We start from the raw sequence: 20,059 nt of genomic DNA on the forward strand, positions 1-20,059 counted from the left end.
GCATGCCCGCGTCAGGTGGTGGGAATGATGTGATCAGGCGTAATCGCGCTTTCGGTCACAAAGGGGGCCACATCAAGCCCGCGAAACAGCCCATGTCCGGTGACCAGCACAGTGCCAAAGCCTGCCGCATTGCCGCCCAGAATGTCTGTGTGCAGCGTGTCGCCCACCATGGCCAGCCGCTGCGGCGCACCGCCCCCCAGACGCGCCAGCACCATTGAAAACGCATCCCCGTAGGGTTTGCCGATATAGCGCAGGCAGGGTTGCAGGTCCTGCGCCAGGGCATGGCCAAAAAACCCCGGTTCCAGCGAAAACCCGCTTTCCTGCGGGGCGACCAGATCAGGGTTGGCAATCACTACGTTGCGCGGGCGCGCGCGCAGCGTGCTTTGCAGCCGTTCCTGCAAGGCCATGGTCCAGCGTGCCGATGACAGGAACAGAATTCCGTCGCCATGCTCCAGCCCGTCGGGGGTTGCCAGCGCATCGTGGCAGGGGGCGGGAATATCCTTCAGCGGGTCGCCTGCCGCGCTGATAACGGCCCAGGACGCCCCGTCTGCCAGCTGCGGCAACACGGACAAGGCGACATCGCGCGACGACACCACTTCATCTGCGGTAAAGTCAAACCCCAGCCGGTGGTATTTCGTCACCAGATCGGGCTTGGGGTAACTGGCGGCATTGGACAGCACGCACAGCGCCTTGCCCGCTGCGCGCAGTTGCGCCATACGCGCCACTGCCCCCGCAATGGCCCCCTTCCCCACATTCAGCACGCCAAACGCATCCAGCGCAAACCCATCATACTGCGCGGCAATTTCGGCCAGGTTGGCCGCCTTGTTCGACCGCTGTTTGGGGGCGGCCTGTGGCAGTCGCTGCGCAATGGCCTGATACAGCGCAAACGCATCCGCCCCGGTTACGGGCGGCGAGTGCAGGGAAAAGCTCATTCTTCCTCCAGATAAAACGGGCGCAGGCTTTCGATAAAGCATTCCATGAATTCCAGCGTGATCATGGAGGGCTGTTTGTGAACCGGGCGCACCAGGGACAGGCGGTGCGGCACAACGGGGTGGAACGGGCGATACATCACCCCCTGCCCGCGATATTTCACCGCGTCAAGTTCACTGACCACCGACACCCCCACCCCTTGGGCCACGAATTCGCAAGCAGTCGTAAATTGGCGCGCTTCAACAAAGGTCGTTATGCTTTGGCCATCTGCGGCAAATGATTCGCTAAGCAGCCGGAAGAAGGGGCTGTCGCGGCGGGTGTGAATCAGTTTCTGGCTAACCAGATCGCGGGGTCGAATCACTTTCAACCGCGCAAGCGGGCTGTCTTGCGGGAAAATGCACACAGTTCTGACGCGCACTTCTTCATGTTCGACCGCCGGGTGCCCCTCGAACCCGTCAGTGATGCCGAAATCAAACTGTTCGCCCACCATCCATTCCAGAATGCGTTCAGGGCGGTCGGGTTCCAGTGTGACCGTCACGCCGGGCCGGTCTTTCAGAAAACCGGCCACAACACGCGGCAAATGGCTGATGGCAAACCCCGGAAGGCAGGCAATCCGCAAATCCCCCGCCTTGCGCTGGGTTATATTGCGGCTGGTTTCCGAAATACGGGTCAGCAATTCCAGCAATCGCCGAATATCTGGCAGCAAAAATCGCGCCTCCTGCGTGGGCACAAGCCGCCCGTCGCGCCGGTCAAACAGCGCAAAGCCCAGATCATGCGCCAGATCGGACAGAAGCCGGCTGACAGCGGGTTGGGACACATTCAACTGCTGCGAGGCGCGCGTCATCGTGCCATGTTCGACAACAGCGTGAAACGCTTCTAGCTGGCGTGGACTGATCTGCCCTGACATCGGTGCTTCCTCATATGACCCAAGGTCAATTTTTATAACATCGCATTATGTATCAAAATAAAAAAATTGTCTTGTCTTATGATTGTTACAATGCAACGTTAATCCCCGTAGCGAGCGGGGGCAAAACCTTGGCCCCGTGACAAACCGAAAAGTTTCACCGCTACCTTCGAAAGGGAGGAAATCATGAAGAAACATGTGTTTGGCGCCTGTATCGCCGCAAGCACCGCACTTACCCCTGTCTGGGCCAATGCGCAGGTTACCATTGACTGGTGGCATGCCATGGGTGGCGAACTGGGTGAAATGCTGGAAGCCATCGCCGCAGATTTCAACGCTGGCCAAGACGAGTTTGAAGTGCGGCCCAGCTTCCGCGGCACCTATACCGAAACCATGACCGGCGCGATTGCCGCATTCCGTGCGCAACAACAGCCCCATATCGTTCAGGTGTTCGAAGTGGGCACCGGCACCATGATGGCAGCCGAAGGCGCAATCTACCCCATCTATCAGTTGATGGCCGATTATGACGTTCCCTTCGACCCGTCCGCTTACCTGCCGACAGTCGTAGGCTACTACACCGACCCGGACGGCAATATGCTGTCTTTCCCGTTCAATTCATCCACCCCGATCATGTATTACAACAAGGATGTGTTTGAAGCGGCAGGGCTGGACCCCGAACAACCACCACGCACATGGGCGGAAATGGAATCCACCTCCATCGCGATTCTGGAATCTGGCGCTGCGCCTTGCGGGTTCACCACATCCTGGCCAAGCTGGGTGATGCTGGAAAACTTCAGCGCATGGCACAACATTCCGTTGGGCACACAGGAAAACGGGTTCGCCGGGTTTGACACCGAATTCGTGTTCAACAATGACCTGGTTGCCACACATTGGGACAACCTGAAGGCATGGCAGGATGCAGGCGCGTTCCGTTGGGGTGGCCCCAATACTGGCCCCGATGCGTTCCCCGCGTTCTATTCAGGCGAATGCGCCATGGTCTTCGGGTCATCCGCCAGCCGCGCCGGTGTGCTGCGCAACACTGATTTCAACGTCGGCTACAGCTTCCAGCCCTATTACGACACAGTCGAGGGCGCGCCGCAAAACACCATCATTGGCGGCGCAACCCTGTGGGTGCTGCGCGGCAAGGACCAGGCCGAATATGAAGGCGTCGCGCGCTTCTTCGAATACCTGTCGCAACCTGAAGTGCAGGCACAATGGCATCAGGACACGGGCTATCTGCCCATCACGCAGGCAGCATTCGATCTGACCCGCGAACAAGGCTATTATGACGAAAACCCCGGTTCGGACACATCAATCCTGCAAATGACGCTGAACCCGCCGACTGAAAATTCCAAAGGTCTGCGGTTTGGCAGCTTCGTCCAGATCCGTGACATCATTTCGGAAGAGATGGAATCGGTCATGACGGGTGCAAAAACCGGCCAGCAAGCTGCAGATGACGCCGTAAGCCGTGGCAACACGCTTCTGCGCGAATTCGAAGCTGCAATGAACTGATCCCACACTGAAACCAGCGCCCCCGGCATGACCCTTGCCGGGGGCGCTTTCGTTGGACGCCAGCCAAGGCCACACGACATGCAAACCAAACGGATGACCTTTTCCAGCAAGTGGCTTCCCTATGCCTTGCTGGCCCCGCAAGTTATCATCACGCTGATCTTCTTTATCTGGCCCGCATCGCAGGCCCTTTATCAATCTGTGCTGCGTCAGGATATTTTCGGGCTAAGCACAGTTTTCGTGGGTCTGGACAATTTCGCGCGCCTGCTGGACGATCCGCTATATCTGAATTCGCTGAATGTGACCTTCTGGTTCAGCGTTGGAACCACCTTGTTGTCAATGTCGGTTGCGTTGCTGTTTGCCGTCATGGTCAACCGCATGATCCGGTCGCGCGACACTTATACCACCTTTCTGGTCTGGCCCTATGCCGTGGCCCCTGCAATTGCGGGTGTGTTGTGGTGGTTCATCTTCAACCCCTCAATCGGGATCATGCCCTATATGCTCAAGGGGGTAGGGTATGACTGGAACCACCGCGCCTCCAGCACGGATGCCATGATGCTGGTCATCATTGCAGCGGCGTGGAAACAGATCAGCTATAATTTCCTGTTCTTCCTTGCGGGCCTGCAATCCATTCCCCAAAGCCTGATCGAAGCGGCCGCGATTGACGGGGCCAGCCGGATGAAGCGCTTCTGGACCATTGTGTTTCCGCTGCTGTCGCCCATCACCTTTTTCCTGATGGTGGTGAATGTGGTCTATGCCATGTTCGACACTTTCGGCGTGATCCATGCCACCACCGAAGGCGGGCCGGCGCAGGCCACGAATATATTGGTCTACAAGGTCTACCGCGACGGGTTTGTGAACCTGAACCTTGGGTCCTCTGCTGCGCAATCCGTCATCCTGATGGGGATCGTCATCATCCTGACCGTCATCCAGTTCCGCTATATCGAGCGGCGCGTAAATTACTGAAGGGGCGCGGCACATGGTCGAAAATAATCGTTGGGGCAACCTGCTTGCCCATATCATCCTGATCTTTGGCGTGGCGATCGTGGTGTTTCCTGTCTATGTGGCGGTCGTGGCCTCGACCCACCCGCCGGGAACATTTGTGCGCGGTGTCATGCCACTATTGCCCGGCCCGAATGCGCTGGAAAACTACAAGACTGTCATTGTCGAAGGGCGTTCGCGCGCAGGCACACCGCCCATCGGGGGCATGCTGTGGAACAGTTTTGTCATGGCGATGGCGATTACCATTGGCAAATTGTCCATCTCGCTGCTGTCGGCCTTTGCGATTGTCTATTTCCGCTTTCCGTTCCGCATCTTCTTTTTCTGGGTCATTTTCCTGACGCTGATGCTGCCGGTCGAAGTGCGGATTCTGCCCACCTTTCAGGTGGTGGCCGATCTGGGCATGCTCAACAGTTTTGCGGGCCTGTCCATTCCGTTGATTGCCAGCGCGACCGCCACGTTCCTGTTCCGGCAATTCTTCATGACCGTGCCCGAGGAACTGATGGAAGCTGCCCGCGTGGATGGTGCGGGGCCGATGAAATTCTTCAAGGACATTCTGATGCCCTTGTCGATCACCAATATCGCGGCGCTGTTTGTGATCATGTTCATCTATGGCTGGAACCAATATTTGTGGCCACTGCTGATCACCACGGACCCGGAATATTACACCATTGTCATGGGCATTCAGCGCATGGTTACCGGCGGGGACAGTGAACCGCTGTGGCATCTGGTGATGGCCACTGTGGTTCTGGCCGCCCTGCCCCCGATCCTTGTGATCCTGTTCATGCAACGCCTGTTTGTCAAAGGCCTGACCGAGACGGAGAAATAACAATGGCCTCCATTAAAATGGATAACCTGCACAAGGTCTATACCGGCGGTGTGCGCGCGGTAACCGGCATCAACCTTGATATTGCAGATGGCGAAATGATTGTGCTGGTCGGCCCGTCGGGCTGCGGCAAATCCACCCTTCTGCGCATGGTCGCGGGGTTGGAAACCATCAGCGAAGGGACACTGAAAATCGGGGATCGTGTGGTCAATACGCTGGAACCGGCAGATCGTGATATTGCGATGGTGTTTCAGAACTACGCGCTTTATCCGCATATGACCGTGTTCAACAATCTGGCCTATGGGCTGAAAAACCGTGGCTTTTCAAAGTCCGAGATTGACCGCCGCGTGCGGCAAGCTGCTGAAATGCTGGAAATCGGGCCGTTTCTGGACCGCAAGCCACGCCAGCTGTCAGGCGGGCAACGCCAGCGTGTGGCCATGGGCCGGGCGTTGGTGCGCGAACCGGCGGCGTTTTTGTTCGATGAACCGCTGTCGAACCTGGATGCGAAACTGCGCGTGCAAATGCGGGTGGAAATCCGGCAGTTGCAAAAACGTCTGGCCACCACGTCGCTATATGTGACCCATGACCAGTTGGAAGCACTGACCATGGCCGACCGGCTGGTGGTCCTGAATGGCGGCCAGATTGAACAGGTGGGCACGCCCATGGACGTGTATTCGCGGCCCGAAACCACCTTCGTGGCCGGGTTCATCGGATCGCCTGCCATGAACATGCTGCCTGCCGACTATCTGCGCAGCACCCAACAGGCCGACAGCTTGGCACATATTCCCCAAGCCGCTGATCTGGTCGGTATTCGCCCCGAAGATTTCGCCCTTGAAACGCCCGGTGACGGTGACCTGATCCTGACAGGAACCCTGCTGCTGCTGGAACCTGCGGGGGCCGAAAGCCATTTGCACCTGAAATTCGACGGGCTGGATGAAAACATGATTGTGCGCCTGCCGCATGTCCCCTCTGTGGCGGAAGGTCAGACATTGTCCTTCAGCGTGCGGCGCGACAGCTTGCACCCGTTTGACCGCACGACCGGCAAACGCGTTTCTTGAACAGGGCCCTGTGATATGACAAATTTCTTGCGTCGCCCTGCCGGGCACCCGCAAATTTACGGGCATCGGGGCGCGCGCGGCGTGCTGCCGGAAAACTCCATGGCGGGGTTTGCCTATTTGCGCAAGATCGGTGTGACCGCTGTTGAACTGGACGTCCAGAACGCCAAGGGCCGCGTTCCGGTCATCTTGCATGATCCGCTACTGCCCGTGGCCCATACCCGCGACGCGCAGGGCGCATGGCTGCCCGCGGCGGGACCCAAGGTCATTGACCTGACAGTCGACGCGCTGCGCGGGTATGACATCGGGCGCATGAACCCCGCCACCGCCTATGCGGCGCGCTACCCCCAACAGGCCCCCCATGATGGCGCGCGCATTCCAACGCTTGCGGAATTTCTGGACTGGGCGCAAACATGGCCTGATTTGCTGATCAATATCGAAATCAAGTCCCATGCCCATCAGCCAGAGCTGAGCGATGCGCCCGACATACTGGCCGCAGATGTGGCGCGGCTGGTGCAAGGCGCAGGTCTGGGGGCACGGGTGGTTGTGTCATCGTTTGACTGGCGTGTTCTGTCGGCGCTGCGCCAGCTCGCCCCGGAAATTGCCCGCGCCCATCTTAGTTTCGAACAACCGGGACATGAGACGAACATCATTGATGGCGGGCCACTTATGGACGGGCTGGACAGGGCTGATTTCGACGGCAGCTTGCCCGCGTTGATTGCCGCGCAAGGGGCCAAAGCATGGTGCCCCTATTTTGGTGACCTGACACCAGCGCGACTGGCGCAGGCACATGCGCTGGATCTGGCGGTCAATGCATGGACGGTCAATGATGACGCCGACATACGCGCGATGGTTGATATGGGTGTGGACGGGATCATCACCGACTATCCGGCACGCGTGCAACACGTGCTGGGTATTGCCGTGGCCTGACGTTACTTTCGCTCCCACGGGCCGGGGCATGCGGCCCGTGGGGGTTTGCCAGATTTCGGCACGCTGGATGCCACAAACCTGTAACGCGCTTCGGGATGGGGGGGGTGACCCACGCAGCGCGACCAGAACGCCCGCCCCCCCATCCGCTGCCATAGCGGGAATGACAGCGCAACCCCGGCCAGAAACCCGCCCGCATGCGCCCAATAAGCCACCCCGCCCCCCCCTGAAGGCACCGATACCCCCCCAAGGATTTGCAACATGAACCATCCGCCCAGAACCACCCATGCGGGGGTGGGTATGACGCGGAAAATGACAATCAGGAACAGGAACAAATCCACCCGTGCGCGCGGGTAAAACAGCACATACCCGCCCAGAACACCTGCAATCGCGCCAGATGCGCCCACCATTGGAACAGCCGACCCCGGGTCGGACGCGAATTGCAGCGCCGCAGCCGATATTCCACATAGCAGATAGAAGCCCAAAAACCTGAAATGTCCCCAGACATCTTCCATGTTATTTCCGAATATCCACAGAAACAGCAGATTGGACCCCAAGTGCAGTAAATCTGCATGTAGAAACTGATGCGTGATCAGGGTGACATACCCCTCTCCAAGACGCAGGCGCGCAGGCAGCATGCCCCAGCTTTGGAAGAAATCCATCAGGCGAAATTCTTGCGCAAACAGACCCGCATAGCCAACAAACACGACAATATTCACCACAATCAAGGCATAGGTCACAAAAGGCCGTTTTGCCGGCGGGTTATGGTCGCGGATCGGGATAAGCATTCTGGGGGTCCTGAAAGCCACAACGCCCGAACAACATGTTCGGGCGTTTGGTCGGCACTATAAGCTGGCGCGCAGGGTGCGCACGCGGCAATGTCAGTCGGCGGTCAGCAAGGGCGGGTTCTTTCCGGTCAGGCGCTTGGCCTCCGGCCCCTCTACGGTCAGGGCGATCTTGTCATCGCGCACATGCACGCGCACCAGCCCGCCCTTGGTCAGTTTGCCAAACAACAATTCTTCTGCCAGCGGCTTCTTGATGTTTTCCTGAATCACACGCGCCAGCGGACGTGCGCCCATTTTGTCATCATAGCCTTTTTCCGCCAGCCATGCGGCCGCCTCTTCTGACAGGTCAATCGTGACGTTGCGATCCATAAGCTGGGCTTCCAGCTGCAGAACAAACTTCTCGACAACCTGCACAATGACCGTTCTGGGAAGCGGCGCAAAGCTGATCACCGCGTCCAGACGGTTGCGGAATTCGGGCGTGAAGGTCCGTTCAATCGCAGCCGTATCTTCCCCTTCGCGGCGGTCGCGGCCAAAGCCGATGGCCGCCTTCGCCTGTTCTGCCGCACCCGCGTTCGATGTCATGATCAAGATGACATTGCGGAAATTGACAGTGCGGCCGTTATGGTCGGTCAACTGGCCATGATCCATGACTTGCAGCAGAATGTTATACACATCCGGATGGGCCTTTTCGATTTCGTCCAGCAACAGCACACAATGCGGGTGCTGGTCCACCCCGTCCGTCAGCAGACCGCCCTGATCAAACCCGACGTAGCCCGGCGGGGCACCGATCAGGCGGGAAACAGCATGTTTTTCCATGTATTCCGACATGTCAAAACGCAGCAATTCAACGCCCAGACTGTCGGCAAGCTGTTTGGCCACTTCGGTTTTACCAACCCCTGTTGGCCCTGCAAACAGGTAGTTCCCAATGGGTTTTTCGGGTTCGCGCAAGCCCGCGCGCGACAGCTTGATCGCGGAAGACAGCGCCTCAATCGCCGTATCCTGCCCGAAAACCACACGTTTCAGCGAACGCTCCAGATCACGCAGCACTTCGGCATCGTCTTTGGACACATTCTTTGGCGGGATTCGCGCAATCTTGGCCACCACGGCCTCAATCTCTTTGGGGCTGATGGTTTTGCGCCGCTTGGAATCTGCCAGCAAATGCTGTGCAGCGCCCGCTTCATCAATCACATCAATCGCCTTGTCGGGCAATTTTCGGTCGTTGATATAGCGCGCGGCCAGTTCGACAGCGGTTTTGATCGCGTCATTGGTGTAGCGAATGTCGTGATGCTCTTCGAAATAGGGTTTCAGCCCCATCAGAATTTTGATCGAATCTTCAACAGTGGGTTCAACCACATCGATTTTCTGGAACCGACGCGACAAGGCGCGGTCCTTTTCGAAATGCTGGCGGAACTCCTTGTAGGTCGTGGACCCCATGCAGCGCAATTTGCCGCCCTGAAGCGCGGGTTTGAGCAGATTGGACGCATCCATTGCCCCGCCTGATGTCGCGCCTGCCCCGATGACAGTGTGTATCTCATCGATGAACAGCACTGCGTCGGGGTGGTCTTCCAGTTCCTGCATGACCGATTTCAGGCGTTCTTCAAAATCACCGCGATAGCGGGTGCCCGCCAGAAGTGCGCCCATATCCAGCGAATAGATGGTGGAATGCGCAAGAATTTCAGGTGTTTGTCCTTCGACAATCTTCTTGGCCAGCCCTTCGGCTATCGCGGTTTTGCCAACACCGGGATCGCCCACCAGAAGTGGGTTGTTCTTGCGCCGGCGGCACAGGACCTGAATGCAGCGTTCCACCTCGGACCCGCGGCCAATCAGCGGGTCCACTTCGCCCTTGCGCGCCTTGGCGTTCAGATCGACGCAGAACTTGCCCAATGCCGTTTCCTTGGCCTTTTCATCACTGCTGGCGGGGCCAGCCTGTTCCTCTTCCGCGCCGGAAACAGGGCGCGCTTCGGAAAAACTGGTGTTTTTTGCAACACCATGGGCAATGAAATTCACCGCATCATAGCGTGTCATATCCTGTTCTTGCAGGAAATAGGCCGCGTTCGATTCGCGTTCGGCGAAAATGGCGACAAGCACATTCGCGCCCGTCACCTCATTGCGGCCAGAACTTTGGACATGGATGGCCGCGCGTTGAATCACGCGCTGGAAAGCGGCCGTTGGCACTGCTTCGGACCCTTCCACATCGGTCACCAAAGATGTCAGTTCTTCCTCGATGAAGTCATTGAGGGTTTTGCGCAGCTCCTCCAGATCGACATTGCAGGCCTGCAGAACGCGGCTGGCATCCGGTTCGTCAATCAGTGACAAAAGCAAATGTTCCAGCGTTGCGAATTCGTGCCGACGGGAATTGGCCAAGGCCAGGGCCCCGTGGATGGATTGTTCCAGTGTCGCAGAAAATGATGGCACGTCAGACGCTCCTGTATAGTTTGATCTTCGGCCCATACCGCAAGATCAGTCTCGCCTCTTAATCTTAAACTTCGGTTTTATTTTCCGCCGTTCAAGTATTTTTTTTCCAACTTGGTCCCAAAGGCACGAAACAAGCACGGATTAAGCAGATCAGGCTGGTCAGAACTTGTCTTTAAGCGCGCGAAGATGCGCGAACACCTCGGCATCGCTGGCGCCGGGCAGTCCGACCGCGGCCTTCATGCGGGGGTCAGCGGCCCGCAGGAAAGGGTTGGTCTGGCGTTCCAGCGCAAGGGGCACAACTGCCATTGGCTTGCCGTCTTCTGCCATTGGCTTGCCGTCTTCTGCGTCTATTTTGCACTGGGCAATGCGGGCTTGCAAGTCGGGATTATCCCCATCCACACTTAATGCAAATGCGGCGTTCCCCTTGATGTAATCATGCCCGGAACAAATGACAGTGTCATCAGGCAGCGCCATCAATTTTGTCAGGCTGGACCACATCTGTTCTGCGGTGCCTTCGAACAGGCGCCCGCATCCCAGCGCCATCAGGCTGTCAGCGGTAAAGGCCAGCCGGCTTTCGGGGAAATGGAACGCGATATGGCCGATCGTATGTCCGGGCACGTCCAGCACCCGGCCCTGTTGGGTGCCGATAACAACCGGGTCACCTTCGGCCAGGGCGTGGTCAAGGGGGGGCAACCTGTGGGCATCCTTGCGCGCGCCCCAGACGGCCGCGCCAGTGGCTGCGCGCAAATCCTGCACGCCATCAATATGGTCGTTGTGGTGGTGGGTGATCAGAATATCCTGAAGTGTCCAGCCTTGCGCGGTCAGCGCCTGCTGAACAGGTGCCGCGTCGGGCACATCAATAACCGCTGTCCTGCCTGAAACAGCGTCATGAATCAAATAGGCGTAATTGTCCGCAAGGCAGGGGACAGCGTGCAACACAAAGGGCATGGTCTTTTCGCTTTCATCGGTTACAGTTATCCCAAGACTGCGCCAAACGGGCGGCATGTGCAACCAAGGCATCATCAAGGGGTGAAGGGCAAACCATGCATCACGATGTCCGTGCGCTGCGCGACTTCTATTACACAACATCCCTTGGGCGCGCGGCCCAGAAGGCCATGCGCGACCAGTTGCGCACCTTCTGGACGGACACATCGGGCCTGTCGGTGGCGGGGTTCGGCTTTGCGGCGCCCCTCTTGCGCCCGTTTCTGCATGAGGCTGCACGCGTGACCGCGCTGATGCCCGCGCAGCAAGGTGTGATGCACTGGCCCGCTGAATCCGCAAATCATTCTGTTCTGGTCGAGGAAACCAACTGGCCCGTGGCCACTGGCACAATTGACCGGCTGGTATTGCTGCACGGGCTGGAAACATCCGACCGGCCCGCCGCCTTGCTGGAAGATGCCGCGCGCGTGCTGAAAACAGGGGCGAAGGCCGTGTTCATCGTGCCCAACCGGTCGGGGCTTTGGGCCCGCCGCGACGGCACGCCCTTTGCCTTGGGCAGGCCCTATTCGCTGGGCCAGATCGAAACGCAACTAAAGGACCACGGCTTCGCGCTGGAAGGGCATTGTGCGGCGCTGTTTTTCCCCCCGCGCGACACCGCGCGATGGCTGCGATGGGCCATGACACTGGAACGGATCGGGCAAAAACTGTCGCGCTACCCTGCGGGCGGGGTTCTTGTTGTGCATGCACGCCGCATCAGCGACACGCCCGGAACGACCGGGCTGGTGGTGAAATCGCGCAAACCCTTGCGGGTTCTTGACGGGGTTACCCAGCCCGGGGCGCGTCCAGCGTGGTAAATGGTGTTTTTCACATACACCGAACTGCGGCAAATTGTCCTGCCCACGAAAGCCCGCCGCGCGGCATAAGGGAATCATCACCACTGCAAAAACGGGCCATCCCCGCAGGTGATTGCGCAAACAGACGGGGATGAAGGCCCCGCACTGCGGCAAAAACGGGATGCGGGGTAATTTTATGACCCGGATCATCAAGAAGTGGTTACCTTCGCGGTTGCGGCAGAAATGGACCTCTGCTAAACCCGCGCCGACCTCACATGCCGCGTAACTGTAGCATTCATAACATCGGGCCAGCGCGAGGCTTGATGAAAACCAGATGGAAGGGTGGACGTGTCCGAACCAGCTTCGATCTCCTCCGGCATCGCCGCGCGCTATGCCACTGCAATTTTTGAGTTGGCGAAAGAGTCAAAATCGCTCAAAGCCCTTGAAGCAGATGTTGACGCGCTGGATGGCGCGCTGACAGAAAGTGCTGATCTGCGCACCCTGATCACATCGCCGGTTTACACGCGCGATCAGGTTGCAACCGCGATTACTGCAATCGCCAGTAAAATGAAATTGTCGCAGAACGTGGCGGGCGCACTTGGGCTTATGGCCCAGAAACGCCGCCTGTTTGCCCTGCCGCATGTGCTGGCTGCACTGCGCACGCGCATCGCCCATGAAAAAGGCGAAGTCACCGCCGAGGTGACATCTGCGCAGGCGTTGTCCAAGGCACAGGAAACAGAGCTTGTCAAAACGCTCAAAGCGCGTATTGGCAAGGATATAAAACTGAAACTGGCTGTCGATGAATCCCTTATCGGTGGTCTTGTCATCAAGGTGGGCTCGCAAATGATCGATACCTCGATCCGTGCGCAGCTCGCGGCCCTCAAGAACAGTATGAAAGAGGTCGGATAAATGGGTATCCAAGCAGCTGAGATCTCTGCGATCCTGAAAGAGCAGATCAAGAACTTCGGTCAGGATGTCGAAGTCGCCGAAGTCGGGCGTGTGTTGTCCGTGGGTGACGGCATCGCGCGCGTCCACGGTCTGGACAATGTTCAGGCCGGCGAGATGGTCGAATTCCCCGGCGGCGTGCGCGGTATGGCGCTGAACCTTGAGGCCGACAATGTCGGTATCGTTATCTTCGGTGACGACCGCGGCATCAAGGAAGGCGACACAGTCACGCGCACGAAATCCATCGTGGATGTGCCGGTTGGCGACGCCCTTCTGGGCCGTGTTGTTGACGGTCTTGGCAACCCCATTGACGGCAAAGGGCCGATTGTAACGTCAGACCGTCGCGTCGCCGATGTGAAGGCACCGGGCATCATTCCGCGCAAATCGGTTCATGAACCCATGGCAACCGGCCTGAAATCCGTGGACGCCATGATCCCGATTGGCCGCGGCCAGCGCGAATTGATCATCGGTGACCGCCAGACCGGCAAGACCGCTGTGGCACTGGACACCATCCTGAACCAGAAAAGCTATAACGAAGCTGCCGGTGCGGATGAATCCAAGAAACTGTATTGTGTCTATGTCGCAATCGGTCAGAAGCGGTCGACTGTTGCGCAGTTGGTGAAGAAGCTGGAAGAAACCGGCGCGATTGAATATTCGATCGTTGTTGCCGCAACCGCGTCCGACCCGGCGCCCATGCAGTTTCTGGCCCCCTATGCGGCCACGGCCATGGCCGAGCATTTCCGCGACAATGGCCGCCATGCGCTGATCATCTATGATGATTTGTCCAAACAAGCTGTTGCTTACCGCCAGATGTCGCTGTTGCTGCGTCGCCCACCGGGCCGCGAAGCTTACCCTGGTGACGTGTTCTACCTGCACTCCCGCCTTCTGGAACGCTCTGCGAAACTGAACGAAGATCACGGTTCGGGGTCGCTGACGGCGCTGCCCATCATCGAAACCCAGGGCGGTGACGTGTCGGCCTTTATTCCGACAAACGTGATTTCGATCACCGACGGTCAGATCTTCCTTGAAACCGAATTGTTCTATCAGGGTATCCGCCCGGCGGTGAACACTGGTCTGTCCGTGTCGCGCGTGGGGTCGTCTGCGCAAACCGATGCGATGAAATCAGTTGCCGGTCCGGTGAAACTGGAACTGGCACAATACCGCGAAATGGCGGCGTTTGCGCAGTTCGGGTCCGATCTGGATGCGTCCACCCAGCGGTTGCTGAACCGTGGTGCGCGCCTGACTGAGCTGATGAAGCAAGGCCAGTATTCGCCCATGACCAACGCGGAAATCGTCTGCGTGATCTTTGCGGGCACCCAAGGGTATCTGGACAAGGTTGCCGTCAAGGATGTGGGCCGCTTTGAAAAAGGTCTGCTGGCCCATCTGCGCGGCAGCCACAAGGCGCTTCTGGATGACATCACCATAAATGACCGCAAGGTTAAAGGTGAGCTGGAACAAAAAATCCGCGCCGCTTTGGATGAATTCGCGAAAGACTTCGCCTAAGGGCGGGGTAACAGGAGGAGCGAATGGCAAACCTGAAGGACCTCAAGAACCGGATCTCCAGCGTTAAATCAACGCGCAAGATCACGAAGGCCATGCAAATGGTCGCGGCCGCAAAACTGCGCCGCGCCCAGGACGCCGCCGAAGCAGCGCGTCCTTATGCCGAACGTATGGCGAATGTGGTCAATGGCCTTGCGGCGTCTGTCGCAGGGTCGGAAACGGCACCGAAACTGTTGGCTGGAAGCGGGTCGGACCAGACCCATCTTCTGGTGGTCATGACGGCCGAACGCGGGCTTTGCGGTGGGTTCAATTCCTCCATCGTGAAGGCCGCGCGTGTGCGGGTTGCGAAATTGCTTGCCGAAGGCAAGACGGTCAAAATTCTGACTGTCGGCAAAAAAGGCCGTGAGCAGCTGAAGCGTGACCTGTCGGCGCATATGGTCGGTCACGTCGATCTAAGCGAGGTCAAGCGCGTCGGATATGAAAATGCAGCCGATATTTCGAAACGTGTGTTCGAAATGTTTGATGCCGGCGAATTCGACGTTGCGACCATTTTTTACAACCGCTTTGAATCGGTGATCAGCCAGATTCCGACACCGCAGCAGATCATTCCTGCCGAAGTGCCCGAAACCGATACGGCCAAATCCGAAACGCTCTATGATTACGAGCCATCGGAGGAAGCCATTCTGGAAGACCTGCTGCCACGGTCCGTGACCACGCAGATCTTCACCGCGCTTCTGGAAAATGCGGCGTCTGAACAGGGTGCACGGATGTCAGCAATGGACAACGCCACGCGCAATGCGGGCGACATGATCGACCGGCTGACCATCCAGTATAACCGCTCGCGTCAGGCCGCGATCACCAAAGAGCTTATCGAGATCATTTCGGGCGCGGAAGCGCTCTGACGAACCCGGAGAGACAAATAATGGCTTCAAATGGCAAAATCACACAGGTGATCGGCGCCGTCGTCGACGTGCAGTTCGACGGCGACCTGCCCCCTATTCTGAACGCGCTGGAAACCGACAATAACGGCAAGCGTCTGGTGCTGGAAGTGGCCCAGCACCTTGGCGAAAGCACTGTGCGCACCATTGCGATGGACGCGACCGAAGGTCTGGTCCGTGGCCAGCCCGTCAAGGACTCGGGCGAGCCGATCATGGTTCCCGTGGGCGACGCAACGCTGGGCCGCATCCTGAACGTGGTGGGCGAACCCGTGGACGAAGGCGCGCCGATTGACGCGACCGAACGCCGCGCGATTCACCAACCCGCCCCCGGTTTCGACGCGCAGTCAACAGAATCCGAGATTCTGGTGACCGGCATCAAGGTTATCGACCTGCTGGCCCCCTATTCAAAGGGCGGTAAAATTGGTCTGTTCGGTGGTGCTGGTGTGGGCAAAACCGTTTTGATCATGGAATTGATCAACAACATCGCCAAAGTGCATTCGGGCTATTCGGTGTTTGCCGGTGTGGGCGAACGGACCCGTGAAGGCAACGACCTGTATCACGAGATGATGGAATCCGGCGTTATCAACATCGACAACCTGTCGGAATCCAAAGTGGCGCTGGTTTATGGCCAGATGAATGAACCCCCCGGTGCGCGTGCGCGTGTGGCACTGACCGGCCTGACCCTGGCCGAACAGTTCCGCGACCAGTCCGGGACCGACGTTTTGTTCTTCGTGGACAATATCTTCCGCTTTACGCAAGCCGGTTCGGAAGTGTCAGCACTTCTGGGGCGTATTCCCTCCGCTGTGGGCTACCAGCCAACGCTGGCCACCGACATGGGCGCATTGCAGGAACGCATCACCTCGACCAAGGCAGGCTCCATCACCTCGGTTCAGGCGATTTATGTGCCTGCAGATGACTTGACCGACCCTGCGCCGGCCACATCCTTTGCCCACCTTGACGCGACCACCGTTCTGTCGCGCGCGATCTCGGAACTGGGCATCTACCCCGCTGTGGACCCGCTTGATTCCAACTCGCGCCTGATGGACCCGACCTATATCGGGGATGAACATTATCAGGTGGCCCGCGATGTGCAGGGTATCTTGCAGCGCTACAAGTCGCTTCAGGACATCATTGCCATCCTTGGCATGGACGAATTGTCGGAAGAAGACAAAATGACCGTGGCACGCGCGCGCAAGATCCAGCGCTTTCTGTCGCAGCCTTTTGACGTGGCAAAAGTGTTCACCGGGTCCGACGGTATTCAGGTTCCGCTTGAAAAAACCATCGCATCCTTCAAGGCTGTTGTCGCAGGCGAATACGACCACCTGCCCGAAGCCGCCTTCTACATGGTCGGCGACATTGACGATGTGATCGCAAAAGCCGAGAAGCTGGCCGCTGCGGCCTAAAGGGGGCCTTATGGCTGACATGATGCAATTCGAACTGGTATCGCCCGAACGGAAGCTTGCTTCTGTTCAGGCGCGCGCTGTGCAGATCCCTGCAGCAGATGGCGACCTGACAGCAATGTCCGATCATGCGCCCCTGATCACCACTTTGCGCCCCGGCGTTCTGGTGGTTGATGGTGCAGATGGGGAAACCCGGTTTGCCGTGACGGGGGGCTTCGCTGAAATCACCCCCAACGCGACATCTGTTCTGGCAGAACGCGCCTATCCTGCTGGGCAGGAAGGGCGCGACGCCTTGCAAGGGCTGCTTGACGAAACGCGCGCCAAAGCGGCAACGGCCGAAGGTCACGACCGCGATGCGCTGAACAAAACCGCGGACGATCTGGCCAACACCATCGCGACAATGTTCTGACGCCCCTTGGGCGCCAGTTCTTGCGACGCAATGGCGCAAGAGAAAAACGCGTAATTTGCGTCTGCCAGAACGTCCAGCTGCACAGATAGACCCCGCTGCACCATGTGCGGCGGGTTTTTTTAAAGCGTGTCGCGTTCATTCGCATTCACGCGACCCACTCTAACTTATTGAGTTCGCAGGTTCGAGAAGCGCAAAACCGGTTCCCACTTTTGCGCAACCTGCTCTAACCTCATGGTGTCGCGTGTCTTTTGCGCAAAACAGGTTCCCGCCTTTGACCAACCTGCTCAGCGCTGATCCGGCCCGTCAGCGTCAGATGTATCGCCCGTGTCCGTTTCAGAAACTTCATCATATTGCATCAGGTTTGACTGCGCCGCTTCTTGTGGCGTGTCAGCTGCTGGCGCGACAGGCGCATCTCCGCGCAAAACTTCGGGGTTGCGCAGCCAGATATCACGCTGTGCGAATGGTATTTCTATACCTTCCTGCTTGAAGCGTTCCGCAATCTGATGGCGCACTTCTGTGCGCACGCTTAACCCGAACCCCACATCGCTGATGACAATGCGCAGCTCAAATTCCAGGGCATCCGCCCCGAAATTGGTGAAATGCACCGCCGGCGCCGGGTCCAGCAGCGCCAAGGGCTGCGCATCCCCGATTTCCTTTAGGATACGTTCCACCTTGCGCGTGTCCGACCCATAAGCCACCCCCACAGGGATGATAACACGCCCGGTCTGGCTAAACCGCGTCCAGTTTGTCACGGTGCCCGAAATCAGGTCCGCATTGGGCACAATCACATCTGTCCGGTCAAAGGTTTCGATGATCGTAGAGCGCACCGAGATTGAGCGCACTGTCCCCATCGTGGTGCCAACCTCAATCCAGTCGCCTTCGGCTACAGGGCGTTCGATCAGCAAAATCAGCCCCGAAATGAAATTCGAAACAATGTTTTGCAGACCGAAACCGATCCCCACGGACAAGGCCCCCGCCACAATGGCAAGGCCGGACAGGTCAATGCCCGCAGTCGAAATCGCCACCAGCGCGGCAATAAATATGCCCACATAGCCAGTGCCGGAAATAACTGCCTTCTGCCCGCCCTTGTCGATCTTGGTTTTGGGCAGAACAGTCGACCCAAGCGCGCCTTGGACCATGCGTGTCAGCATGTAGCCGATGGAAAAAACGATTACGAAACTCAGGATATTGGTTGGTGATATGCGCGTTTCGCCAACACGGAACCCTTCGCGCAGCACTTGCCACAGTTCCAGCAACTCGGTCGGGCGAACGCCCCAGATCAGGGCGAAAACCGGCAAGGACAACAACACCAACGCGAAACTGATCAATGCAGGGATCAGCGCGTCGGGGTCATCAAGCTTGCGGGCCGTGACCATATCATATGTGTCTGACACCAATTGCGAGACGAAAATAAGCACCGCGACAACCCATAAGGACACAATCGCGGGAAACAACACCGCCTCGGCGGCCTGAACATAGCCGACAGCGGCAAAAACCGGGCTACCCGCACCAATCACCAGCGCCCCGCGCCCAAGGATATTGATCATCCTGTCAAAAAAGCGCCGCTCCTCGCCTTGGTCGGTGCACAGTTTGGCATGCAGCGTCATCAGCGACCCGAACCGCACAAGCACCAGCCCGGCCAGCACGATAATCGGAAACAGGATTACAGCATTCGCGGCGTCTGTCTGAACTTCTGGGTTGATGTATTCATATATCATCAGCCCTGCGCCCATGATCAGGCCCATGAGATGGGACAGGAAACGCCCCTCGCGGCGGCGGGCATCGGGCAGTTTCAAGGCCAGTTGCGGGGTTTCGACGACTGGGAAAATCTCCCCTCCGGCCCATCTGGCAGAAAAGTAGATGACCCCGAACCCAATCAGTGCAGTTGTCAGGTCACTGCCGATTTCGCCGATAATGCCGGTCAATTCCAGCGCGATGGCAACTGCAACAACAGCCGTCACCGGGACCAGAATCTGCGCAAGAGAGGCGATTTCTGCAAAAACCCGCTTGCTTTTGCGCGCCCCTTCTTCGTGCAGCAATTTGGCCACCGCATGTTCAATCCAGCGCCGCCCGCGCAACAATACGAAACCGGCAAACCCGATAAGCAACAGCACAATCGGCAGATTGGACCGGAATTCACGCAGGCGCGCAGGGTCATCCAGCGCGCCGGCCACTTGGGTGTAGAATGTAAAACTGCGCCCCCAGACCGCATCAGCAGCGGCCACCCAGTTGACGGGGTTCAACGGCGAGGGCCACAGTTCCAGCAGTGCTTCGGCCTGACGTTCGCGCAAGATGACGTCAATTTGCCGGATCAAGCCATCCGCGCGCCGAAACGCTTCTTGCGCGGCAATCCCGGGGGCCTGAAGGGCCGTAAGCTGTTCGGTCAACTCGGCGCGGCGCGTGGCGATTTCGGGGGCTTCAGACGTGCCTTCCTCGGGAACGGGGCCAAGTGCTGCGATCTGTTCACGAAGACTGGCAATCCGCGTCTGGTTGGCATCCTGCGCGGCCAGAAAACGCGCCCGGAACGTCACCAGTTCCTGACGCAACTCATTTAGGGTTGCATCATCAGCGGTGCCCGCATCAGTGATACTTTCCGCGCGCGCCGCGACATTGCGCCATTCGTCGTAATCCGGCGCAGTGCTGGCGGGCGGTTCAGAGGATTGCGCCAGCGCCCCGTTCGGGGCCGTGACACATGCTGTGGCGCAAAACAGCGCCAGAAGAAGACCTTTTATAAACTGCATGATACCA

Annotated in this window: 17 protein-coding genes; 11 read left to right on the forward strand and 6 right to left on the reverse strand. The window is 58.3% G+C overall.

Annotation, left to right across the window (positions count from 1 at the left end; all coding sequences use genetic code 11):
* Nucleotides 1-11: 11 nt before the first annotated feature.
* Nucleotides 12-932: an HAD-IIA family hydrolase gene (locus tag ACTZWY_RS03535; protein WP_444789299.1), complete on the reverse strand. Its 921-nt coding sequence runs from the start codon at nucleotides 930-932 to the stop codon at nucleotides 12-14.
* Nucleotides 929-1,837 (reverse strand): LysR substrate-binding domain-containing protein, encoded by a 909-nt coding sequence (locus ACTZWY_RS03540; RefSeq protein ID WP_444789300.1) that lies wholly within the window; start codon nucleotides 1,835-1,837, stop codon nucleotides 929-931. Before ACTZWY_RS03540 ends, ACTZWY_RS03535 begins: the two co-directional genes overlap by 4 nt.
* Before the next feature lie 183 nt (nucleotides 1,838-2,020).
* Here ACTZWY_RS03540 and ugpB point away from each other — a divergent pair, with 183 nt between their 5' ends.
* The 5 genes from ugpB (at nucleotide 2,021) to ACTZWY_RS03565 (ending at nucleotide 7,150) form a co-directional block, all read left to right on the forward strand.
* A complete protein-coding gene (ugpB, locus tag ACTZWY_RS03545) occupies nucleotides 2,021-3,343 on the forward strand; it encodes a sn-glycerol-3-phosphate ABC transporter substrate-binding protein UgpB (protein ID WP_444789301.1) in 1,323 nt (440 codons plus the stop codon).
* 78 nt (nucleotides 3,344-3,421) lie between these two features.
* Nucleotides 3,422-4,306, forward strand: a complete 885-nt coding sequence (gene ugpA / locus ACTZWY_RS03550) for a sn-glycerol-3-phosphate ABC transporter permease UgpA (RefSeq protein WP_444789302.1) — start codon at nucleotides 3,422-3,424, stop codon at nucleotides 4,304-4,306.
* A 13-nt stretch (nucleotides 4,307-4,319) separates the two neighbouring features.
* Nucleotides 4,320-5,168, forward strand: coding sequence for a sn-glycerol-3-phosphate ABC transporter permease UgpE (ugpE, locus tag ACTZWY_RS03555; RefSeq protein WP_444789303.1), 849 nt, complete (start codon nucleotides 4,320-4,322; stop codon nucleotides 5,166-5,168).
* A gap of 2 nt (nucleotides 5,169-5,170) precedes the next feature.
* A complete protein-coding gene (locus ACTZWY_RS03560; RefSeq protein WP_444789304.1) occupies nucleotides 5,171-6,223 on the forward strand; it encodes a sn-glycerol-3-phosphate import ATP-binding protein UgpC in 1,053 nt (350 codons plus the stop codon).
* 15 nt (nucleotides 6,224-6,238) lie between these two features.
* Nucleotides 6,239-7,150, forward strand: a complete 912-nt coding sequence (locus ACTZWY_RS03565; protein ID WP_444789305.1) for a glycerophosphodiester phosphodiesterase family protein — start codon at nucleotides 6,239-6,241, stop codon at nucleotides 7,148-7,150.
* A gap of 2 nt (nucleotides 7,151-7,152) precedes the next feature.
* Here ACTZWY_RS03565 and ACTZWY_RS03570 read toward each other — a convergent pair whose 3' ends face one another.
* The 3 genes from ACTZWY_RS03570 to gloB all read right to left on the reverse strand — a co-directional run bounded on the left by ACTZWY_RS03570 (nucleotide 7,153) and on the right by gloB (nucleotide 11,295).
* Nucleotides 7,153-7,935 carry a rhomboid family intramembrane serine protease gene (locus ACTZWY_RS03570; protein WP_444789306.1) on the reverse strand — a complete coding sequence of 261 codons (783 nt, stop codon included), beginning with the start codon at nucleotides 7,933-7,935 and terminating at the stop codon, nucleotides 7,153-7,155.
* 93 nt (nucleotides 7,936-8,028) lie between these two features.
* Entirely contained in the window at nucleotides 8,029-10,347 is a 2,319-nt protein-coding gene (clpA, locus tag ACTZWY_RS03575; protein WP_444789307.1) for an ATP-dependent Clp protease ATP-binding subunit ClpA, read from the reverse strand.
* Between the two features lie 159 nt (nucleotides 10,348-10,506).
* Complete coding sequence (gene gloB, locus ACTZWY_RS03580; protein WP_444789308.1) at nucleotides 10,507-11,295, reverse strand: hydroxyacylglutathione hydrolase; 789 nt, start codon at nucleotides 11,293-11,295, stop codon at nucleotides 10,507-10,509.
* Nucleotides 11,296-11,390: 95 nt separating this feature from the next.
* Between gloB and ACTZWY_RS03585 the strand changes: the two genes are divergently transcribed.
* The 6 genes from ACTZWY_RS03585 (at nucleotide 11,391) to ACTZWY_RS03610 (ending at nucleotide 17,311) form a co-directional block, all read left to right on the forward strand.
* A complete protein-coding gene (locus tag ACTZWY_RS03585) occupies nucleotides 11,391-12,140 on the forward strand; it encodes a hypothetical protein (RefSeq protein ID WP_444789309.1) in 750 nt (249 codons plus the stop codon).
* Between the two features lie 327 nt (nucleotides 12,141-12,467).
* A complete protein-coding gene (locus tag ACTZWY_RS03590) occupies nucleotides 12,468-13,028 on the forward strand; it encodes a F0F1 ATP synthase subunit delta (RefSeq protein ID WP_444789310.1) in 561 nt (186 codons plus the stop codon).
* On the forward strand, nucleotides 13,029-14,567 hold the full coding sequence (atpA, locus tag ACTZWY_RS03595) for a F0F1 ATP synthase subunit alpha (protein ID WP_444789311.1): 1,539 nt from the start codon (nucleotides 13,029-13,031) through the stop codon (nucleotides 14,565-14,567). It begins immediately after the preceding gene.
* 23 nt (nucleotides 14,568-14,590) lie between these two features.
* Nucleotides 14,591-15,466, forward strand: coding sequence for a F0F1 ATP synthase subunit gamma (locus tag ACTZWY_RS03600; protein WP_444789312.1), 876 nt, complete (start codon nucleotides 14,591-14,593; stop codon nucleotides 15,464-15,466).
* Between the two features lie 20 nt (nucleotides 15,467-15,486).
* Complete coding sequence (gene atpD / locus ACTZWY_RS03605; protein ID WP_444789313.1) at nucleotides 15,487-16,905, forward strand: F0F1 ATP synthase subunit beta; 1,419 nt, start codon at nucleotides 15,487-15,489, stop codon at nucleotides 16,903-16,905.
* 10 nt (nucleotides 16,906-16,915) lie between these two features.
* Nucleotides 16,916-17,311 carry a F0F1 ATP synthase subunit epsilon gene (locus tag ACTZWY_RS03610; protein ID WP_444789314.1) on the forward strand — a complete coding sequence of 132 codons (396 nt, stop codon included), beginning with the start codon at nucleotides 16,916-16,918 and terminating at the stop codon, nucleotides 17,309-17,311.
* Between the two features lie 284 nt (nucleotides 17,312-17,595).
* On the opposite strand, the gene ACTZWY_RS03615 is transcribed toward ACTZWY_RS03610, so the two are convergent.
* Entirely contained in the window at nucleotides 17,596-20,052 is a 2,457-nt protein-coding gene (locus ACTZWY_RS03615; RefSeq protein WP_444789315.1) for a DUF3772 domain-containing protein, read from the reverse strand.
* Nucleotides 20,053-20,059: the final 7 nt, after the last annotated feature.

Source organism: Roseinatronobacter sp. NSM, from assembly GCF_052379845.1.
Taxonomy (GTDB): Bacteria; Pseudomonadota; Alphaproteobacteria; order Rhodobacterales; family Rhodobacteraceae; genus Roseinatronobacter.

Coding starts and splice junctions, on each gene's coding strand:
- ACTZWY_RS03585 (WP_444789309.1), top strand. CDS start 11,391: ATGCATCACGATGTCCGTGCGCTGCGCGACTTCTATTACACAACATCC.
- ugpA (WP_444789302.1), top strand. CDS start 3,422: ATGCAAACCAAACGGATGACCTTTTCCAGCAAGTGGCTTCCCTATGCC.
- ACTZWY_RS03610 (WP_444789314.1), top strand. CDS start 16,916: ATGGCTGACATGATGCAATTCGAACTGGTATCGCCCGAACGGAAGCTT.
- ACTZWY_RS03565 (WP_444789305.1), top strand. CDS start 6,239: ATGACAAATTTCTTGCGTCGCCCTGCCGGGCACCCGCAAATTTACGGG.
- ACTZWY_RS03560 (WP_444789304.1), top strand. CDS start 5,171: ATGGCCTCCATTAAAATGGATAACCTGCACAAGGTCTATACCGGCGGT.
- ugpB (WP_444789301.1), top strand. CDS start 2,021: ATGAAGAAACATGTGTTTGGCGCCTGTATCGCCGCAAGCACCGCACTT.
- ACTZWY_RS03535 (WP_444789299.1), bottom strand. CDS start 932: ATGAGCTTTTCCCTGCACTCGCCGCCCGTAACCGGGGCGGATGCGTTT.
- ugpE (WP_444789303.1), top strand. CDS start 4,320: ATGGTCGAAAATAATCGTTGGGGCAACCTGCTTGCCCATATCATCCTG.
- atpD (WP_444789313.1), top strand. CDS start 15,487: ATGGCTTCAAATGGCAAAATCACACAGGTGATCGGCGCCGTCGTCGAC.
- atpA (WP_444789311.1), top strand. CDS start 13,029: ATGGGTATCCAAGCAGCTGAGATCTCTGCGATCCTGAAAGAGCAGATC.
- ACTZWY_RS03600 (WP_444789312.1), top strand. CDS start 14,591: ATGGCAAACCTGAAGGACCTCAAGAACCGGATCTCCAGCGTTAAATCA.
- gloB (WP_444789308.1), bottom strand. CDS start 11,295: ATGCCCTTTGTGTTGCACGCTGTCCCCTGCCTTGCGGACAATTACGCC.
- ACTZWY_RS03540 (WP_444789300.1), bottom strand. CDS start 1,837: ATGTCAGGGCAGATCAGTCCACGCCAGCTAGAAGCGTTTCACGCTGTT.
- ACTZWY_RS03570 (WP_444789306.1), bottom strand. CDS start 7,935: ATGCTTATCCCGATCCGCGACCATAACCCGCCGGCAAAACGGCCTTTT.
- ACTZWY_RS03615 (WP_444789315.1), bottom strand. CDS start 20,052: ATGCAGTTTATAAAAGGTCTTCTTCTGGCGCTGTTTTGCGCCACAGCA.